The sequence below is a fragment of the Natrinema caseinilyticum genome, from assembly GCF_024227435.1.
Classification (GTDB): Archaea; Halobacteriota; Halobacteria; order Halobacteriales; family Natrialbaceae; genus Natrinema; species Natrinema caseinilyticum.
In genome coordinates, this window is sequence record NZ_CP100445.1 from 1,151,289 (window position 1) to 1,168,845 (window position 17,557).

Consider the following 17,557-nt stretch of genomic DNA (forward strand, 5'->3'; position numbering starts at 1 on the left):
GAACGGTCCGATCGGTGGTTTTTTCCACCCCGCTCGGCATCTCGGTGTACGAGAGAAACGATCGTGAACGGCATCACAGTTTCGTGATGCATGCCACATCCGATATTCTTTTACGGGACTACAGTATACCTGCGTGTATGTCTGTGTCAACCGAGTCCGCCGTCGGCCACGACGAGCTCGCGGTGCTCAAACTCCTCGCACTCCAGGGCGGGCTCGAAGGCGACGTCAAGATCTCCTGTTCTCACCTCGCCGACCGCCTCGACGCGTCGAACCAGACCGCCTCGCGACGGCTCCAACGACTCGAGAGCGCGTCGTTACTCGAGCGCGACACGGTCAGCGACGGCCAGTGGGTCTCGATCACCGACTCGGGCGAGCGAACGCTTCACGCCGAGTACGAGGATTACCGTCGCATCTTCGAGCGGGAGTCGACGATCGAACTCGACGGCACCGTCACGAGCGGGATGGGCGAGGGACGCCATTACATCTCCCTGTCGGGCTACCAGCGCCAGTTCGAAGACCGGCTCGGCTACGAGCCGTTCCCCGGGACGTTGAACGTCGATCTCCGCGAGGACAGCGTCCGCCGGCGCAGCGCCATGGCGTCGCTCGAACCCGTCCCCATCGACGGCTGGGAGTCCGACGAGCGGACCTACGGCCCCGCAGTCTGTTATGCCGCCACGATCGAGACCACCGACGGTGACGTCTACGAGAACGCCCACACTATCGCCCCCGAGCGCACCCACCACGACGACGACCAGCTCGAGGTCATCGCGCCCGAAAAGCTTCGGGAGGAACTCGGCCTCGAGGACGGCGATCACGTGACCGTCTCGGTGGGTGATCGCGAATGACGGGCTACCACGCCGGTCCGCGGTCGAACGCGGACCGCGCGAACGCGGCCACTTCGAGCGCGAACGCCGCGGCCGACCCCTTCGAGAACGCCCTCGAGTCGCTCCGACGGGGCGAGCCGATACTCGTTCACGACGCGGCGGACCGGGAGGGCGAAACGGACCTGATCTATCACGCCGATGCGGTCTCGCCGCGGGCGGTCGCACGGCTGCGAAACGACGCCGGGGGACTGGTCTGTGTCGCGCTCGCCCACGACGTCGCGGAGGCGTTCGACCTCCCGTTCTACTCGGACGCCGTCGATCACCCCGCGACGGCCGACCACGAACTCGGCTACGACGATCGGTCGTCGTTCTCGCTGACGGTCAACCATCGCGATACGTACACGGGAATCACCGACGAGGACCGCTCGACGACCATCCAGGCACTCGGCGACGCCGCCGACGCACCCGATCGGGTCGCCTTCGCCGAGCAGTTTCGGGTCCCGGGCCACGTCCACCTGCTCAAGGGCGCGCCCGATCTGCTCGCCCAGCGGGAGGGCCACACGGAACTGGGACTCGCCCTCGCCGACGCCGCCGACCTCGCGCCGGCCGTCGTCGTCTGTGAGATGCTCGACGACGAAACCGGCACGGCGCTCTCGCCCGCCGACGCCCTGGGCTACGCGGACCGATACGACTTCGCCTACCTCGAGGGCCGCGAGATCGTCGAACGGCTCGAATAGCGGTCTCCGTCCGTCTCGAACGCGACGGCGCACCCACGTCTCTCGACACGTCGCCTCACGCATATTTTGACTGGCGTACTCGCGGACGACCGTCGCACGCACGGGTTCGCGGGAGACGACTGATCCGCCGACTCTCCCGGCAGGTCGAGGGAGAACCTGAATCGTCCTCGTCGAACGATTCGAGCGGAATCGCGAATACTTAGTAGAGTGACTTGCAACACATTCGATTATGGGATTCGACGAGATGGACGTCGACACGATCTGGATGGACGGCGAGTTCGTCGACTGGGACGACGCGCAGATCCACGTTCTCACACACGGACTCCACTACGGAAGCGGTGTCTTCGAAGGCGCACGCTGTTACGACACCGAATCGGGTCCGGCACTCTTTCGCTGGGAGGAACACTTAGAGCGGTTGTTCCAGTCCGCGAAACCGTACGAGATGGACGTCGACTACACGAAAGACGAACTCACCGAGGCGACGAAGGAACTCATCACGCGCCAGGGGCTCCCCTCCTGTTACGTGCGACCGATCGCCTTCTACGGCTACAACTCGCTGGGCGTCAGTCCCAAGGACTGTCCGACGCGCACCGCCATCGCCGCCTGGCCGTGGGGTGCCTATCTCGGCGAAGACGCCCTCGAGAACGGGATCGACGTGATGATCTCCTCGTGGCGAAAGCACTCCTCGAGTCAGATACCGACGAACGCCAAGACCACCGGCCTCTACGTCAACAGCATGCTCGCGGGCGAGGAAGCGCGCCGGAACGGCTACGCCGAAGCGATCGTCCTCAACAAGGAGGGCAACGTCGCCGAGGGGCCCGGCGAGAACGTCTTCCTGGTTCGGGATGGCGAACTCTACACCCCCGGCCTCTCCGAGTCGATCCTCGACGGCATCACTCGCGACTCCGTGATCCAGATCGCGGAAGACAACGGGTATACCGTCCACGACAACGTGTCCATCTCCCGCGGCGAACTCAACACGGCCGACGAACTGTTCTTTACCGGGTCCGCGGCCGAGATCACGCCCATCCGGAAAGTCGACAACGTCGTCATCGGCGACGGCACCCGCGGCCCCGTCACCGAAGAACTCCAGCAGGAGTTCTTCGACATCGTCGAACGGGGTTCCGACGAATACGACGAGTGGTTCGAGTACGTCGACGTCTGAGAGCGCCTGCTCGGTCCGAACGCATCTAATCGCTCTCCAGATAGGTACCGAACGCCGACACGAATCACTGAACCGTTCGTACTGCCCTCTATCGATCGATCGACTGGCGTGGCCGGGAGCACGCCTCGAGCACCGCGAGAGGCGCGCGACCCGGGGAAAGGCAGGCCGCCACCCGGTGTCGACCGCGAGCGAGTGAAACGAGCGAGCGGGCCGACGACTGACGTGGAGTGACGCGTCGCGTCACGGAACGGAAGGGGGAGCGCAGCACAAACGGTCGTTAGTCGTCGTTCGCTCGCTCGACCTGATCGGTCTGGTCGGTTCGGTCGTCGCGGTCGACTCGCGCCTCGTCGATGACGTCGATCGAGACGCCGGCGTTCATGCCGCGACGGTTGGCGTCGCCGAAGCCGGCCGAAAGGATTCGGGTCAGGGCGTCCTCGACGTCCTCCTCGAGTTCCGTGATTTCGTCGGGCTGGACTTCGACGACGTAGCCGGTCGTGATGTTCGGCGAGGTCGGAAGGAAGAGAACCTCACGGCCGTCGCTGGTCACTTTTCCCGTTTTGAACGCCGTCATCCGCAAGCCCTCCCAGGTTTCGATTTTGACCGGCTTCTGGAGCGATTCCTGCTCGCCGAAGGCGGTCTCGGCGGCCATCTTCGAGGCGTTGTAGACGACGCGAACCACTGGCACGCGGTTCGCGACGTTGTCGACGAGCCGTTCGACGAGCCCGCCCACGGTCGTCCGCATGAGGTATCCGACGGAAAACGTGAGAATGATGAAAACGGTCAGCGCGACGATCACGCGGAGAAACTGAGCGATCTGCTCGCGCGTCTGGACGGCCTGCTCGGTCGAGCCGGGGATCAACGGCTTGAGCGCCGCCTGATCGAGAATGAGACCGGGGGTCACACCGGCGATCAGTCCGTAGAGCCAGTAAATAGCGTAGAGCGTGATGAGGATCGGGCCGAGGACGATCAGCCCACTCGCGAAATCCCGCTTCCACGAAGCCATGTCCGTCACCTCACACTACTGGCTAATGAGCCCTTCCCTTTGTCGTATCCGCCGAGAAACCGCCGCCGCGTATGCCATTTGTGGACACACCGACGGCGATCGGGAGTCTCGAGCGGGGCCCGCAGATCGAAGGCGTCGCCGTCCGCCGGCCGGGTGCCGTCGTCGCTTAGATCCGGTCCCGTCGTCGTCTTCCGATCGTGGACCGAAGCGACCGGCCGGCCAAATTTGATGTCCGCGCGCTGAGCACCGATACGTATGAGCCTCGAGCAGGAGCCCGCGGACGAGGAGGCCGATCCGCTGGACGCGTTCCGTCAGTTCTTCGCCCTCGAGCGGGACGTGCTCGTCCTCTCGGTCGCGATGTTCGCGTTCAGTCTCGGGTTCCAGATGACCAGCCGGTACATGGCCGAGTACATGGCCGCGCTCGGCGCGTCGGTGTTCGTGGTCGGCCTGTTCGGGACGGTCGGCAACGTGATCAGTGCCGTCTACCCCTACCCAGGCGGGGCGATTTCGGACCGTCTCGGCTCGCGGTACGCGCTAACGGCGTTCGGGCTGTGTTCGACGCTCGGGTTCGCCGTCTGGCTCGCGGCCCCGGCAGTCGCGGACGTCTCCGTCGGGCCGACGTCGCTTGCGGTCGTCGCGATATTCGTCGGGTTGGTACTCGCACAGGCCTGGAAGTCGTTCGGGCTCGGGGCGACGTTCGCCATCGTCAAGCAAGCGGTCTCCCCCTCGCACCTGGCCGCCGGCTTCGCGAGCACCGAGACGTTCCGCCGCACCGCCTTTCTCGTCGGGCCACTGTTCGCGGCGGCGCTGTTCTACCCCTTCGGCTCGAGCGACGGCGAGATCCGCACCGCCTTTCGGCTCATCCTGTTCGTCGCGGTACTTTTCGGCGTCCTCGGGACGATCGTTCAGCACGTCCTCTACGAAGCCGACGAGGACGGTATCGGGACGGAGTTCGAGGGCCTCGCCCAGCTGCTCGCCGATCTCCGGGCGATGCCCGACGAACTCCGACCGCTGCTCGTCGGCGACACGCTGGTCCGGTTCGCCAACGGGATGGTCTACGTCTTCTTCGTCATCGTCGTCACGCGGTTTCTCGAGGTGGGACTCGCGCTTTCCGTCCCGCTCGTCGGCACCGTCGACCTGTCGCCCCAGTCGTACTTCGGCGTCCTGCTCGGGCTCGAGATGCTGGTGGCGTTGCTGACGATGGTTCCGGTCGCCAAAGCCGCCGAGCGAATCGGACTCAAACCGGTCGTCGCGCTCGGGTTCGGCGTCTACGCGGTCTTTCCGATCCTGCTGATAAACGCCCCGCGCAACGCCGCCGTGCTCGCCGTCCTCTTCGCCTTCTCGGGGCTGCGATTCGCCGGGTTGCCCGCACACAAGGCGCTGATCGTCGGGCCCGCCGAACAGGGCGCCGGCGGTCGGGTGACCGGCGCGTACTACCTCCTGCGGAACGTGATCGTCATTCCGAGCGCGGCGATCGGCGGGTTGCTGTGGGGCGGCTTCTCGAATCCCCTGACCGGCGCGCGCGTAGTCGCCGGCGATCCGACGCTCGCGTTCGGACTCGCGTCGGCGATCGGATTGCTCGGGACGGGCTATTTCCTCCTCTTCGGCGAGGAATTCGAAGCATATCGGTAGCGTCGCCGGGCCTCGAGTGTCTCGACAGACGCGACGACGAGTGCTCGAGCCAGTCGCGGGGACGCGGGTCGACGGGACGGCCGGACTCGAGAGCAGACCGGCCGCGATTCGACGGGCTCGAGCCGCCCGTTCGGCGCCCCCGGATCACCGCGACGCGTTTCTACCGCGGGACGCGTGAACGGCGGGAAGCGTGAACGATATCGTCGTCCCGTCGCCGGATTCAGAGTCCACCCAGATCTCGCCGCCGTGGCGGTCGACGATGCGCTTACAGAGCGCCAGCCCGATGCCCGTCCCGGGGTATTCTTCGTGACTGTGTAATCGCTGGAACACCTCGAAAACGCGATCTGCGTGGTCCGGGTCGATCCCGATGCCCTCGTCGCGAACAGAAATTTTCCACGCCTCGCCCTCGCGTTCGGCCGCGATATCGATCACCGGCGGGTCGTCACCGCTGTACGTGATCGCGTTACTCAGCAGGTTCTGAAACACCTGACGAACCTGGCTTGCGTCGCCCTCGATTCGAGGAAGGTCCTCGGTCGTGATCCGCGCGTCGCGTTCGTCGATCCGTAGCTGCAAGTCGTGAAGCACGGACTCGAGGACGTCGTTCAGGTCCACCGGTTCGAACGGATCGCCGCGCGTATCGACGCGCGAATACTCGAGCAAGCCGTCGATCATCTCGCGCATCCGCTCGGCGCCGTCGACGGCGAACGCCAGGAACTCCTCGCCGTCCTCGTCGAGCGCGTCACCGTAGCGCGTCTCGAGCAGTTGCAGGTAACTCGTGACCATTCGCAGGGGCTCTTGCAGGTCGTGAGACGCGACGTACGCGAACTGCTCGAGGCGTTCGTTCGAGGCTTCGAGCTTCCGGCGGTACTCCTCGCGTTCGGTGATATCCTGTGTCACGAGCATCCCGGCGTAGACCTCGTCGTCGGCGTTTCGAACGGGGAGCGACTGCGACAGCAGGTTTCGGCCCTGGTACTCGGTCTCGAACGAGTTCGATTCGCCGTCGAAGACCGCGCGGATGGAGCGCTCGACCTCCTCGAAGAGGGCGGTGGGAAAGAGATCCGGAATGGACGTGCCGACGATGTCGTCCGTGGGGATGCCGAACTCCTCGAGCAACTCGCCGCCGGCGGCGGTGTAAATCAATTCCTCGTCGTACAGGCCGACCGCGCCGTTCGGGAAATTCTCCGCGAGGGTGCGGTAGAGACGCTCGCTCTCCTCGAGCGCCCGTTCGCGCGCTTTCCGGTCCGAGATGTCTCGGACGACGCCGACTCGTTCGCGATGGTCGTCGGACAACATCGAGAACGTCGCTTCCGCGGGCACGGACCTGCCGTCCGCCGTCCGGAGCGAGGCTTCGACGATCGGTCCCTCGGCCGTCCCCGTCGCCATCTCCCGTTCCGCTTCGCGTGCCCGTTCGATCGTCTCGTCGTCGGCGACGAGGGAGACGTGCGAACCGAGAAGCTCCGCCCGGGAGTAGCCGGTCATCTCCGCGTAGGCGTCGTTTACCATCGTGAATCGACCCTGCTCGTCGACCACGTAGATGCCGTCGTCGACGGTTTCCACGATCGTCTCGTACTGTTCCAGTTCGCGTTCGTACGCGACCCGATCGGAGACGTCGCGGACGGTGCCGATCCGTCCCTGCTCGTCGTCGGCGAACTCGAACAGCGTGAACCGACTCTCGACGATCAGCGGGTCGCCGGTCGCCGGATACAGTTCCTCTTCGAATACCGCGACGGAGGAGCCCGTGTCCTCCATCTCGGCCTGTTTGGCGTTCGCGACTTCGACGTACTTCTCGCCGAAAACCGTCTCGGCGTGCGACCCGACGAGTTCGTCGCGATCGTAGCCGGTCATCGACGCGAACGCGCTGTTGACCATCGTGAACTCGTGGTTCCCATCGAGGAGATACACGCCGTCTCCGACGGTTTCGACGACCGTCTCGTACCGTTCCAGTTCGCGTTCGTACGCCTTGCGTTCGGTGACGTCTCGCGTGACGCCGACGCGACCTCGTTCAGTTCCGATCTCGAGGGTGACGAACCGGTTCTGAACCGTGCGCGTCTCTCCGTTCGGACCGGTAACCTCGGTCTCGAAATCGATCGAATCACACTCGCCGTCGACCAGTTTTCGCCACTCTTCCTCGTCCGTGTCGACGAATCGATCGCCGAAGAACAGCGAACCGTGAGCGCCGAGTAACTCCTCTCGAGAGTGTTCGCTCATCGCGACGAACGCGTCGTTGACGAAGACGAATCGGCCGTCGTGGTCGGTCACGTACACGCCGTCGTCGACGGTTTCGACCATTCGCTCGAACCGTTTTAGTTCCCGCTCTCGCGTTCGGGACTCGGTTCCCTCGCGAATCTGCTCCCCCTCGCGGATCCCCTCTCGCGTCGGCTCGGACCGCACTCGAGCGACGACGATCGTTCCCAGAAACTCGCCGTCGTCCGTGACCGGATTGACCCGTAGTTCCAACGGAACAGACGCCCCGTCGACGGCGCGTGCGAGAAGGTCCACGCTCACGACAGCGTCGTCTCGAGGTTCGATTCGCCGCGAAATTTCGCGTTCGAGTCGAGCGACGTCGTCGGCGGCGAGAACGAGCGAGACGTGTTCGCCGACGAGTTCGTCGCGGTGATACCCCGTCATCTCGACGAGCGCCTCGTTTACCGCGACGACGGTCCCATCCGGATCGAGGTAGCAGATTCCGTCGTCGATCGTCTCGACGAGCGTCCGGTACCGCTCGAGCGCCACCTCGTCATCGGCGTCTCCCCAGTACACCTCGTTGGTGGCGTCCGTACGCGTGTTCATTGATCCGCTAGATAGCCGGTACCGGGTATAAAAGACACGCCGCGCGGTGTGATGGCGCGGGTGGTAATTTGGTCTCGCGCCGCGATCACCGATTCCGGTCTCGCCCACCGTACTCGCGAGTCGGGTTCGCGCGGCGTCCGTTCGCACTGCGCGGATGCGCGGACGCGCATTTCGTCGGTCGAGTCGCGAGGGGGTCGCTCCGTCCTCGGGCCGGCGTTTCACCCCGTCTGCACCTCACGGGAGAAACGGCTGGTAGTAGTACGGACTGACGAACCCCTCGATCGCCGCCGCGATCGCCAGTACGATGCCGATGCCGACCAGCACCCAGAACGCACGCTCGAGCGCGTCGGCGAGGTCGGTTCGACCGTCGCGACCACGCCACGTCCGCCAGGCGGTCCCGCCGACGGAGATGCCGAGCGCGCTGGCGACGAGGATCGCCGGGATTTCGAAGATGCCGTGCGGGACGACGAAGGCGGCCAGTTCGAGCGGATCGACCTCGAGACGGGCGACGATCCCCAGGGCGACGCCGTTGAAGAGCAACGAGACGATGGCCGGAATCACCAGCGCGACGCCGGCGTAGGCCGTCATGAGGGCGACTAGCCAGTTGTTACCGAACAGGTTGACGGCCATCGTCAGGGGGAACCGATCGTCGAGGCGGGCCGTGATCGAGGCCTCGAACGTGCCGACGAAGGGGTCGGCGGCCAGCCAGCCGGCCCCGAATCCGACCAGTCCGAGGACGAGGACGAACGCGTGGGTTCCCGGCGTCTGGCGGACGAACGACGTCATCTCGCCCCAGCCGTGTCGGAGGCCGGCCCGGATTTGACCGAGAAGCGATCGGGTCGGCGGCTCCGGCGGCGTCAAACGGTCGCGGTGATCGCAGTAGATCGCGGTTTTCAGTAGATCGAGCACCGGAAACACGAGCAGAGCGGACACCAGCGATCCGATTGTTCCCACGTTGGCGTACGAGAGCACGCCGGCGAAAATCGCGAATCCGACGAGCGTGACGACCGCGGCAAGATAGTAAAACACCGCGCCGCCGGGCCGGGTCCGAACGAAGCCCCCGGTGTTTCGAAGCGAGCCGAAGACGCCGGCGTCGTCGACGACGACCGCGACCGGGGCGAACGCGAACAGCGCACGGACGGCGAGCAGAACGACCACCGCGACGGCCGTCGCTCCGAGAACGACCGGAATCGCGAACACCGGCGATCCGGTCGCGACCGAGGTGACGCCGGCGAGCAGCGCCGTTCCGATTCCCGTAACCGTCAGCACGACGGCCCAGCACAGGAACTCGAGGACGAACAGACCGAGAAACCGGAGCCAGAAGCGGCGGGCACCGTCGAGGCCGGCCAGGAGCCCCCGGTTGTCGCGCAATCGGCTGTAACAGGCAGAGAGCTGTCCCGCAGCGATGACCGACGTCAGGAACACGAACAGCAGGAAGCTGACGACGACGGTGACCGCGGCGAGCGCGAGCAGCGGCGGCGCAGCGAGCTGGCCGACGATCGGTTCGAGGCCGCTCGCCCACGCGTCGAACGCTTCGGGATCGGCGTTGGGATCCGGCGGCGACTCGAGGTCCGCGATGTCCGATCGAATCGACGCGAGCCGGCCGGTCGACCCGAGAAACAGGTAGGCGACCGCGATCGCGAGAAACGGAACGACGCGGACGATCGCCGGAATCGCGACGCTCAACACGTACATCGGGAGGAGATCGCCGGGCCGGCGACGGAGGACGGTGCCGACGGCGGCGAGGAAGTCTGACAGGGCCATACCGGCCCTTGGACTGGGTATCAAATAAATGAACCCTTGTCTCCACGCGAGAGAGACGTCCCGAGGACGAGAGCGATCGGACCCTCCGGACGGGGACCCAGGCATGTGACGCCTCATCGTTTACCAGGCTCGCCGAAGTACGGCTACGTATGGTCACCACGATTTCGCCCGAGCGACTCGCGGAACTGCAAGACGAGGACGCGGAGTACGTCCTCGTCGACACCCGACCAGCGGACAGCTACGAGTCCTGGCACATCGCCGGTGCGGTCCACTTCCCGTTCGGCCCCGAAGAGGAACTTGATGGCCGACTCGAGGACCTGGAGGAAGTGGTCGGTGATGCCGAGCGCGTGATCGCCGTCTGCGCCAAGGGTATCTCCTCGAGTAATCTGGCCACGCGCCTCGAGTCGGCGACGAACGAGTTCGACGTGGCGGCAGTCGACGGCGGGATGAAGGGCTGGAGCGGCGTCTACGACCGCGTCGAGATCGACGTCGGCGGCGACCTGACGATCGTACAGGTTCAACGCCGCGCGAAGGGCTGTCTGGGATACGTCGTCGGCTGTTCGGAGACGGGTGAGGCGGTAGTCGTCGACCCGACGGCGGACACCGACGAGTTCGAAATCGCCGCCGAAGAGGCCGGACTCGAGGTCGTCGGCGTGATCGACACGCACGTTCACGCCGATCACATTTCCGGCGGCCGCCAGCTGGCCGACGACCTCGGAGTCCCCTATTACCTCGGCGAACGTGCGGCCCGGCGCGACGTCGAACGGGAGTACACCCCGCTCGAGCGAAACCAGGTCATCGCGGTCGGCAACCGCGAGATCAAAGCGGTGTTCACCCCCGGGCACACGAGCGAGATGATCACGCTCCTGGTCGACGACGCGGCGTTGCTGACCGCCGATACGCTGCACGTCGACTCGACGGGTCGAACGGAACTCGAGTTCTCCGACGACGAGGGCGAGCGGGGCGCGAGGATGCTTTACGAGACGCTGCATCGAACGATCCTGGCCGAACCCGAGAGCGTCGTCGTCCTCCCGGGCCACGTGACGGTCACCGCCGAGGGCGAGTTCGCACACGGCGCGCCCGGCGAGGCGATTCGGACGACGATTCGCGACGCCCGGACGGGAATCGACCTCCTCGACCTCGAGGAGGACGCGTTCGTCGACCGGATGGCCGAGGCCGGCGAGAAGCCGGCGAACTACGAGGAGATAATCGAATTCAACCGCGGAGCGGCCGATATTCCGCCGGAAGAGCGGGTCGAACTCGAGTTGGGGCCGAACAATTGCTCGGCCTGACGAGTCCGGCTTTCCGACGGCAGTCAGCGCCGCTGCGCGGAACTACTGGCGCGAATTCACGCCTTCGCGCCGGCGACGCCGCTGCCGATCGCCGCGCCGCACTCGTTGCACGCGACCAGGTAGAATCGCTTCGAGGCCGCGAAGAAGCCGGTCGTCGCGTCCATTTCGACGAAGTCGACGTCGGTCTTTTCCGAGAGGGTCGCCTGGCATTCAGGGCAGTGAACCATGGGTGACAGTCACGATAGGACCACCATATTTCTTGTCCCCTCAGACGGCTCCGTTCCCGCCGGCTTTCGCACCCGCGACGCCGCTGCCGATCGTCGCACCGCAGGCGGCACAGGTCGTGACGTAGAACCGTTTCGAGGCCGCGAAGATGCCGGTCGTCGCGTCGGTTTCCACGAACTCGATGTCCGATCGCTCGGAGAGGGTCGTCTCGCATTCGGGACAGTGGACCATACCGGCGGAATGTGGGTTCAGACTGAAAGTCTTTGTGTCGATCACGCGACGTTCGCCGGTCGTTCGATTCGATTACGGAGCCCCCGTTCAGTACGAGAGACCACGGCCGGAGGGACGAAACGGACGACCGAACGAGACAGTAGACGTCGGTACAGAGCCGAGCCGTCACCGAGAGTACGTCTCGAGCCGAGCGAGTCGGCCGTCGGCGACCTCGAAGAAGTCGGCGAATTCGAACAGGGCCGTCCCGTCGTCGGTCACGCGGCCGCGGACCGCGATCCGATCGTCCGCCGTCACGACCGACTCGAGGTGGTGGCTGGTATCCGGGTTCGGTCGCTTATCGCGCATGAACCGGACGAACGCCTCGCGGTCCTCGAACGTCCGGTCGGGACGGCGCTGGGTGAACTCGGGCGAGAGGATCTCCTCGAGCGCGTCGTAATCGTGATGATCGAGCGCATCGTAGTATCGCCGGATGAGGGAGGCCGAAGCCATACGGACCGTTTCGTGGCGAACGCCAAAAGCGTGCCACTCTACTGACTGATCCGAACGGTGGCTCGAACGATCGGTGGAGGAATCCTTACGCCCCTGTGGGACGATACCGTTTCTATGACGGCCGACGACGACTTTCGGGCGACCGTTTCGCTCGCCGACCTAGAGGACACGGGCCGCGAACTCGTGACCGTCGACGGCACGGCGATCGCCCTGTTCCACCACGAGGGCGAGGTTCGAGCGGTCGACAACCGCTGTCCCCACATGGGGTTTCCCCTCTCCGAAGGGAGCGTCGCGGACGGGATCCTCACCTGCCACTGGCACCACGCGCGATTCGAACTCTCCTGTGGCGACACGTTCGATCCCTGGGCCGACGACGTCCGAACGTATCCGACCGACGTTCGGGACGGTCGCGTCTACGTGAATCCGGATCCGTCCCGCGATCTTCCGCCAGAAGAGCACTGGGCGGGCCGCCTCGAGACGGGGCTCGAGGAGAACCTGCGACTCGTCGTCGCGAAGTCGGCGATCGGGCTGTTGGACGCTGGTATCGAGTATCGCGAACCGATGGCGACGGCCCTCTCGTTCGGAACCCGCTACCGGGAATCGGGCTGGGGGCCGGGGCTGACCGTCCTGGGGTGCATGGCGAACGTGATCGACGACCTCGAGCCCGACGACCGAAAGCGGGCGCTGTACACCGGCGCCCGCTACGTCGCGGACGACTGTGCCGACCAGCCGCCCGCCTTCGACCAGCCGTCGTTTTCGACCGACGAGGTCGCCTTCGACCGGCTGAAAGCCTGGTTTCGAAACTGCATCGAGGTTCGCGACGACGACGGTGCCGAGCGCTGTCTCCGGACGGCCGTCGCGACCGGGTGTTCGGAGGCCGAGGTCGCCGAACTCCTCCTCGCGGCCGCGACCGACCACCCCTATCTCTCGAACGGGCACGTCCTCGACTTCGTCAACACGGCCTTCGAGAGCCTCGAGCACGTCGGCTGGGCGGACGCCGACGAGACGCTGGCGAGCCTGGTCGACCCCCTCGCGAGCGCCGACAGGAGCGACGAACGGTCCGCGTGGCGACAGCCGGTCGATCTCGTCGCGCTGCTCGAGGACGTCTACGGCGGCGACGTGACGGCGACGGACGGCCTCGAGCAACTCGCGAGCGAGGGAGCGAAGCGGTCCTGGTCGCCGCCGGTGGCGTTCCAGGAGACGCTCCGTTCCGACGACCCCGAAGCGATCGTCGACGCGCTCGCGACCGCCGTCCGAGAGGGAGCGACGACCGAGGCTCTCGCGGCGGCGGTGGCCCACGCCGCCGCGACTCGCGTCGCCCAGTTCGGGACCGCAAACGAGTTCGCCGACTGGAACACCGTCCACCACACGTTCACGTACGCCAACGCGGTCCACCAGAGCGCGCGCCGGACGGACGCCGTCGAACTCTACCGCGGCGTCTTCGACGCCGCCCTCAACGTGTACCTCGATCGATTCCTCGATACGCCGCCGACGCCGATCCCCGATCCCGGTGCGAACGAGACCGGGCGAGACCCCGAGGCGGTCCTCGCCGATCTCCTCGAGACGTTCGACGTCGAAGGCGCGGTGAACGAGGCGGGGCGTCTCGTTGCCGAGTTCTTCGACTGCAACGGCGATCCCGACCGGTTGAAGCGGACGCTCGGTCACGGTCTGCTGCGCGAAGACGCCGAATTCCACACGCTCCAGAACCTCGAAGGAGCGTTCCGACAGTTCGATCTCGCAGAGGCGCGACCGGCCGACCGCGAGGACGACCTCGCCGTCGATCGCGAGCGACGACGGCGCGTTCCGCTGATCGCGACTGCGCGCTACCTGGCCGCGCACTTCCCGACCCGCCGGCAGGCCGAGCAGACGTTCACGATCGCCGCGCGACTCAATCGCGGTGAGACGGTCCACGACGCGTAGTCGCCGCGCCGTCGAGGCTCTCGCGTTCCACATCCCTTTTCTCTCGGCTTCCCCTATCCTCACGCGTGGAGTGCCACGTCTACTACGAGGGCGACGACGACCCGGAGAAGTGTACCGCGCGTCGCCTCGAGAAGTTCGACAAGGCGACCCTCTACCGGTCGATGAGGCAGGTACCGTACGGGATCGTCCTCAATCCGCACGCCGAGCGAGCGCTCTCGCCGGCCGACGCCGAGGAGGGACTCGGAACGCTGGTCGCACTCGACTGCTCGTGGGAGTCCGCGGAGGCGGCGACGTTCGAGATGCGCGGGGTCCACCGGGCACTCCCCTTTCTGGTCGCCGCGAACCCGGTCAACTACGGGCGGCCGTTTCGGTTGACCACGGTCGAAGCGCTGGCGGGCGCGGCCTGCATTTTCGACGAGTGGGGCCTGGCGGCGGACCTGCTCGAGCCGTTTCGGTGGGGTGAGACCTTCCTGACGCTCAACGAGGAGCCGCTGCGGCGCTACAGCGAGTGTGCGGACTCGAGCGAGGTCGTCGCAGTCCAGGCGGACTATCTGGCTGACGAGGAGTGACCACGTCGGCCGCGGTCGCGCTCCGTGTCCGGACACCGTCGGACGGCGGCGTAATCACAGCGGTTAAATGCTCCACGGCAAAACGAGATGTATGGCCAGTTTCGACGCCGCCGAGAAACGGACGCTCGAGAAGATGATCTGCATGCGCTGTAACGCTCGCAACTCGCCGCGAGCGACGCGCTGTCGCAAGTGCGGCTACGAGAAGCTTCGTCCGAAGGCGAAAGAACCCCGCGCAGCATAATCGAGCGATCACTTCTCCAGCGTCCGCTTTCGTGGAGTCACGTCTCCGGTCGGAAACGGACCGAGTGCCGAGGTCGTTCGGAAGCGGAAAGAGCGTACCCGTCGACGAGCTAATCGAGAAAGAGAACGTCGGTTATCACGAACCGTGTACCGCCGTCGGACGGGTCAGCGAGGTCGATTTCCCACCCGTGGGCGGTGACGATGGTTTCGACGATCTGCAATCCGAGCCCCGTGCCGTCCCTGCTGGTGGAGTACGTTCCATCGAAGATCCGGTCCCGTTGGGCCGCCCGAATGCCGCGGCCGTCGTCTTCGACGTAAAATCCGTCCGTGACGGTTCCGACGGTGATCGTGACGTCCTGCCCGCCGTGTTCGACGGCGTTTCGAAAGAGGTTCTCGAACACTTGCGACAACCGGCTTCGATCCGCTCGAACGGTCCGGTCGGCGTCGACCGAAAGCGTCGCCGGTGCAGTTTCGACGTGGGACCAGCACTCTCGCGCCACCTCGCCCACGTTGATCGGTTCCGTGACGCCGATCGCGTGGCCCTTTCGTGCGAGAACGAGCAGGTCCTCGATCAACAGCCCCATCCGATCGAGCGCATCTGCTACCTCGTCGAGACGGTCGCTATCGGAGACCTCACGTGCGAGTTCCAGATTGGCAGTCGCGACGTTCAACGGATTTCTGAGATCGTGCGACACGACGGAGATGAATTCCTCGAGCGTCTCGTTTTTGCCCTGGAGTCGGCGTTCAGTATTTTTCCACTCGGTAACGTCCCGATACAGCCAGAGGTTCGCTTCGCCTCTCGGGAGGGTATACGGGGTGTACGTCCGCTCGAGCGTTCGTCCATCTGCGAGTCGCACCTCCTCGTCGAATACGGGCTCGCGTCGGTCGAGTATCGTCTCGATCCGGGACCGGAACCGAGCCGGGTTTGCCAGAGTCTCACGGAGTTCCTCGGCCACCTGCGCACAGTCTCGACCGACGAGTTCCGATGGCTCGCTGTCCATCGCCAGGATATCACACAGCGTCGGGTCCACCGCGATGATTTCGCGAGTCGAGTCTTCGACGAGCACGCCGGCAGGGAGGTTCTTCAGTAGCGCCGACAGGACGACGTTGGTTTCGTCGATACCGTTCGTGTTTGTTACTACTGTATTGTCGTTTGCGGGTTTCATAATTCGAATGACAGAGATCGGAACTCAATCGAAACTCGCGGCCGGTGTTTCGAAATCCGCACAGACCCGAAGCAGACGTGACAGAATCTGCGACTGTTGCCGGTACCGAACCGTCCCGCTTCGAGCGTCGTAATCGACAATTCCCGCCTCTCGTAGCTGTGGGAGGGCAGAATGTGTCAATCCGGCCCTCGTTTCTTCGAACTGCTCCTCGGTGAGTCTCCGCTTCGGGACGTCGTTGCTCGCGCTGGCAACGTGTTCAGCCAATCGATCTATCGTCGTGATTTCGTTCTGCACTACGTAATAGAGGACGTATCGCCGTCGGTGACCCGCAATACTTGTCAGTAGACGATCCATTTTTCCATCCCTTCGTCCGGCCGTTTGCAAACGCACGGAGTTTCAGATTCGTCTTCAGTGAATCTGTCCTCTCCCCCATCGTCAGACATGTAATTTCGTATCCGCTCGAGAGACCTATTCTTTACCATAATTTGATATTTATTGTTCGCGTGACGATCGTCAAATACTGAATGTCGATCGGACCTGATTTTACTCTTTCTGGAACATTTGGGCAGAAGAGGATAGATATAGACGATCGCAGCCAACAGATGTCTGATAGATATGTTTTAGGCGCATTCCTGAAAATAATCACCATCAGCATGGTGCCCGTTTCTCGGCCGGTCGAACTCCGGTGGGTCCGAAACTGGGCCACCGAAGGAGTTCGTCGTCGAGCGGACGCCGCACGGACAGCGGTCACCCGGACCCGTCGCGTTCCCGCTCGGGTCGGCTTCCCCGACCGCTCTCCGCTCGCGGGCACGTTGCACCGTTCGCACGGCTCGCAGGACAGACGCTCACGCGCTCACGGAAAATCTGGACCAAGAAACCGCCGATACTCGCTACTCGCTACTCGTCGGGGTACTTCGGTTCCCGTTTCTCTGCTCGCTCCAGCGCCGTTTCGACGACGTCGCGTACGTCACCGTGGAAGACGCTCCCGTGACCCGCGTACATGTGTTCGACGCCGTCGGGCATCCGCTCGAGCAGGTCTCGGATGCTTTCGACGAGCCGTTCGCGCGACTGACCGGCCATGTCGGTCCGGCCGAAGCTCCCGTAGTCGAAGGCACCGTCGTCGTGGACCACGACGTCGCCCGAGAACAGCGTCGAATCGGAGACGAACGAGACGTGGTCGTCAGCGTGGCCCGGCGTGAAGACCACCTCGAATTCCTCGGTTCCGATCCGGACCGTGTCACCGTCGTCGATCGGGTGCGTTCGCGCCGGATGGTCGGCGTACGCGTACACGTCGGGATCGAACGCTTCGACGACGGCCTCGAGTTGGGCCACGTGATCGCCGTGTTGATGGGTCAACACGACCGCCTCGAGATCGTCGGTGTGGCTGTGGATGTCGTCGACGACCCCGTCCATCGCACCGGCATCGACCAGCGTCGCCCGCTCGTCGACGGCGAGATACGCGTTACAGGTGAACGTCTCTGCGTCCTCGGTGACGTGGTGTACTTCCATA

Annotated in this window: 17 protein-coding genes and 1 pseudogene; 8 read left to right on the top strand and 10 right to left on the bottom strand. The window is 64.9% G+C overall.

Annotated elements, in window-relative coordinates; genetic code table 11:
* The first annotated feature begins 137 nt into the window (after positions 1-137).
* The 3 genes from NJT13_RS05510 (at position 138) to NJT13_RS05520 (ending at position 2,726) form a co-directional block, all read left to right on the top strand.
* On the top strand, positions 138-845 hold the full coding sequence (locus NJT13_RS05510; protein WP_254524530.1) for a CTP-dependent riboflavin kinase: 708 nt from the start codon (positions 138-140) through the stop codon (positions 843-845).
* Positions 842-1,561: a 3,4-dihydroxy-2-butanone-4-phosphate synthase gene (gene ribB / locus NJT13_RS05515; protein ID WP_254524531.1), complete on the top strand. Its 720-nt coding sequence runs from the start codon at positions 842-844 to the stop codon at positions 1,559-1,561. The genes NJT13_RS05510 and ribB overlap by 4 nt, the downstream gene beginning before the upstream one ends.
* A gap of 229 nt (positions 1,562-1,790) precedes the next feature.
* Positions 1,791-2,726: a branched-chain amino acid transaminase gene (locus NJT13_RS05520; RefSeq protein WP_254524532.1), complete on the top strand. Its 936-nt coding sequence runs from the start codon at positions 1,791-1,793 to the stop codon at positions 2,724-2,726.
* Between the two features lie 277 nt (positions 2,727-3,003).
* Here the strand turns inward: NJT13_RS05520 and NJT13_RS05525 are convergent, their stop codons facing one another.
* The gene (locus NJT13_RS05525; RefSeq protein WP_254524533.1) at positions 3,004-3,729 is read right to left on the bottom strand and encodes a DUF502 domain-containing protein; all 726 of its coding nucleotides are present in this window, start codon (positions 3,727-3,729) and stop codon (positions 3,004-3,006) included.
* Positions 3,730-3,984: 255 nt separating this feature from the next.
* Between NJT13_RS05525 and NJT13_RS05530 the strand changes: the two genes are divergently transcribed.
* Positions 3,985-5,361 carry an MFS transporter gene (locus tag NJT13_RS05530; protein ID WP_254524534.1) on the top strand — a complete coding sequence of 459 codons (1,377 nt, stop codon included), beginning with the start codon at positions 3,985-3,987 and terminating at the stop codon, positions 5,359-5,361.
* A 144-nt stretch (positions 5,362-5,505) separates the two neighbouring features.
* Here NJT13_RS05530 and NJT13_RS05535 read toward each other — a convergent pair whose 3' ends face one another.
* From NJT13_RS05535 to NJT13_RS05540, 3 genes and pseudogenes are all read right to left on the bottom strand, one after another.
* On the bottom strand, positions 5,506-7,305 hold the full coding sequence (locus NJT13_RS05535) for a sensor histidine kinase (protein WP_425499802.1): 1,800 nt from the start codon (positions 7,303-7,305) through the stop codon (positions 5,506-5,508).
* A gap of 9 nt (positions 7,306-7,314) precedes the next feature.
* A pseudogene (locus NJT13_RS23410) lies at positions 7,315-8,151 on the bottom strand (PAS domain-containing protein); the annotation flags it as partial.
* 234 nt (positions 8,152-8,385) lie between these two features.
* Entirely contained in the window at positions 8,386-9,915 is a 1,530-nt protein-coding gene (locus NJT13_RS05540; RefSeq protein WP_254524536.1) for a stage II sporulation protein M, read from the bottom strand.
* A 149-nt stretch (positions 9,916-10,064) separates the two neighbouring features.
* Here NJT13_RS05540 and NJT13_RS05545 point away from each other — a divergent pair, with 149 nt between their 5' ends.
* Positions 10,065-11,207 (top strand): MBL fold metallo-hydrolase, encoded by a 1,143-nt coding sequence (locus NJT13_RS05545; RefSeq protein WP_254524537.1) that lies wholly within the window; start codon positions 10,065-10,067, stop codon positions 11,205-11,207.
* A gap of 56 nt (positions 11,208-11,263) precedes the next feature.
* On the opposite strand, the gene NJT13_RS05550 is transcribed toward NJT13_RS05545, so the two are convergent.
* From NJT13_RS05550 to NJT13_RS05560, 3 genes are all read right to left on the bottom strand, one after another.
* The gene (locus tag NJT13_RS05550; protein WP_254524538.1) at positions 11,264-11,434 is read right to left on the bottom strand and encodes a hypothetical protein; all 171 of its coding nucleotides are present in this window, start codon (positions 11,432-11,434) and stop codon (positions 11,264-11,266) included.
* 40 nt (positions 11,435-11,474) lie between these two features.
* Positions 11,475-11,663, bottom strand: a complete 189-nt coding sequence (locus NJT13_RS05555) for a hypothetical protein (RefSeq protein WP_254524539.1) — start codon at positions 11,661-11,663, stop codon at positions 11,475-11,477.
* A 165-nt stretch (positions 11,664-11,828) separates the two neighbouring features.
* On the bottom strand, positions 11,829-12,152 hold the full coding sequence (locus NJT13_RS05560) for a nuclear transport factor 2 family protein (protein ID WP_254524540.1): 324 nt from the start codon (positions 12,150-12,152) through the stop codon (positions 11,829-11,831).
* Between the two features lie 114 nt (positions 12,153-12,266).
* Between NJT13_RS05560 and NJT13_RS05565 the strand changes: the two genes are divergently transcribed.
* The 3 genes from NJT13_RS05565 (at position 12,267) to NJT13_RS05575 (ending at position 14,882) form a co-directional block, all read left to right on the top strand.
* Positions 12,267-14,072 (top strand): Rieske (2Fe-2S) protein, encoded by a 1,806-nt coding sequence (locus NJT13_RS05565; protein WP_254524541.1) that lies wholly within the window; start codon positions 12,267-12,269, stop codon positions 14,070-14,072.
* A 65-nt stretch (positions 14,073-14,137) separates the two neighbouring features.
* Entirely contained in the window at positions 14,138-14,641 is a 504-nt protein-coding gene (locus NJT13_RS05570) for a DUF367 family protein (protein ID WP_254524542.1), read from the top strand.
* Between the two features lie 91 nt (positions 14,642-14,732).
* The gene (locus NJT13_RS05575) at positions 14,733-14,882 is read left to right on the top strand and encodes a 50S ribosomal protein L40e (RefSeq protein WP_254524543.1); all 150 of its coding nucleotides are present in this window, start codon (positions 14,733-14,735) and stop codon (positions 14,880-14,882) included.
* A 109-nt stretch (positions 14,883-14,991) separates the two neighbouring features.
* On the opposite strand, the gene NJT13_RS05580 is transcribed toward NJT13_RS05575, so the two are convergent.
* The 3 genes from NJT13_RS05580 to NJT13_RS05585 all read right to left on the bottom strand — a co-directional run bounded on the left by NJT13_RS05580 (position 14,992) and on the right by NJT13_RS05585 (position 17,556).
* Positions 14,992-16,047 (bottom strand): sensor histidine kinase, encoded by a 1,056-nt coding sequence (locus NJT13_RS05580; protein ID WP_254524544.1) that lies wholly within the window; start codon positions 16,045-16,047, stop codon positions 14,992-14,994.
* A 24-nt stretch (positions 16,048-16,071) separates the two neighbouring features.
* Positions 16,072-16,401 (bottom strand): DUF7344 domain-containing protein, encoded by a 330-nt coding sequence (locus NJT13_RS23415; protein WP_425499786.1) that lies wholly within the window; start codon positions 16,399-16,401, stop codon positions 16,072-16,074.
* A gap of 543 nt (positions 16,402-16,944) precedes the next feature.
* Positions 16,945-17,556 carry an MBL fold metallo-hydrolase gene (locus NJT13_RS05585; RefSeq protein WP_254524545.1) on the bottom strand — a complete coding sequence of 204 codons (612 nt, stop codon included), beginning with the start codon at positions 17,554-17,556 and terminating at the stop codon, positions 16,945-16,947.
* Position 17,557 lies beyond the last annotated feature (1 nt).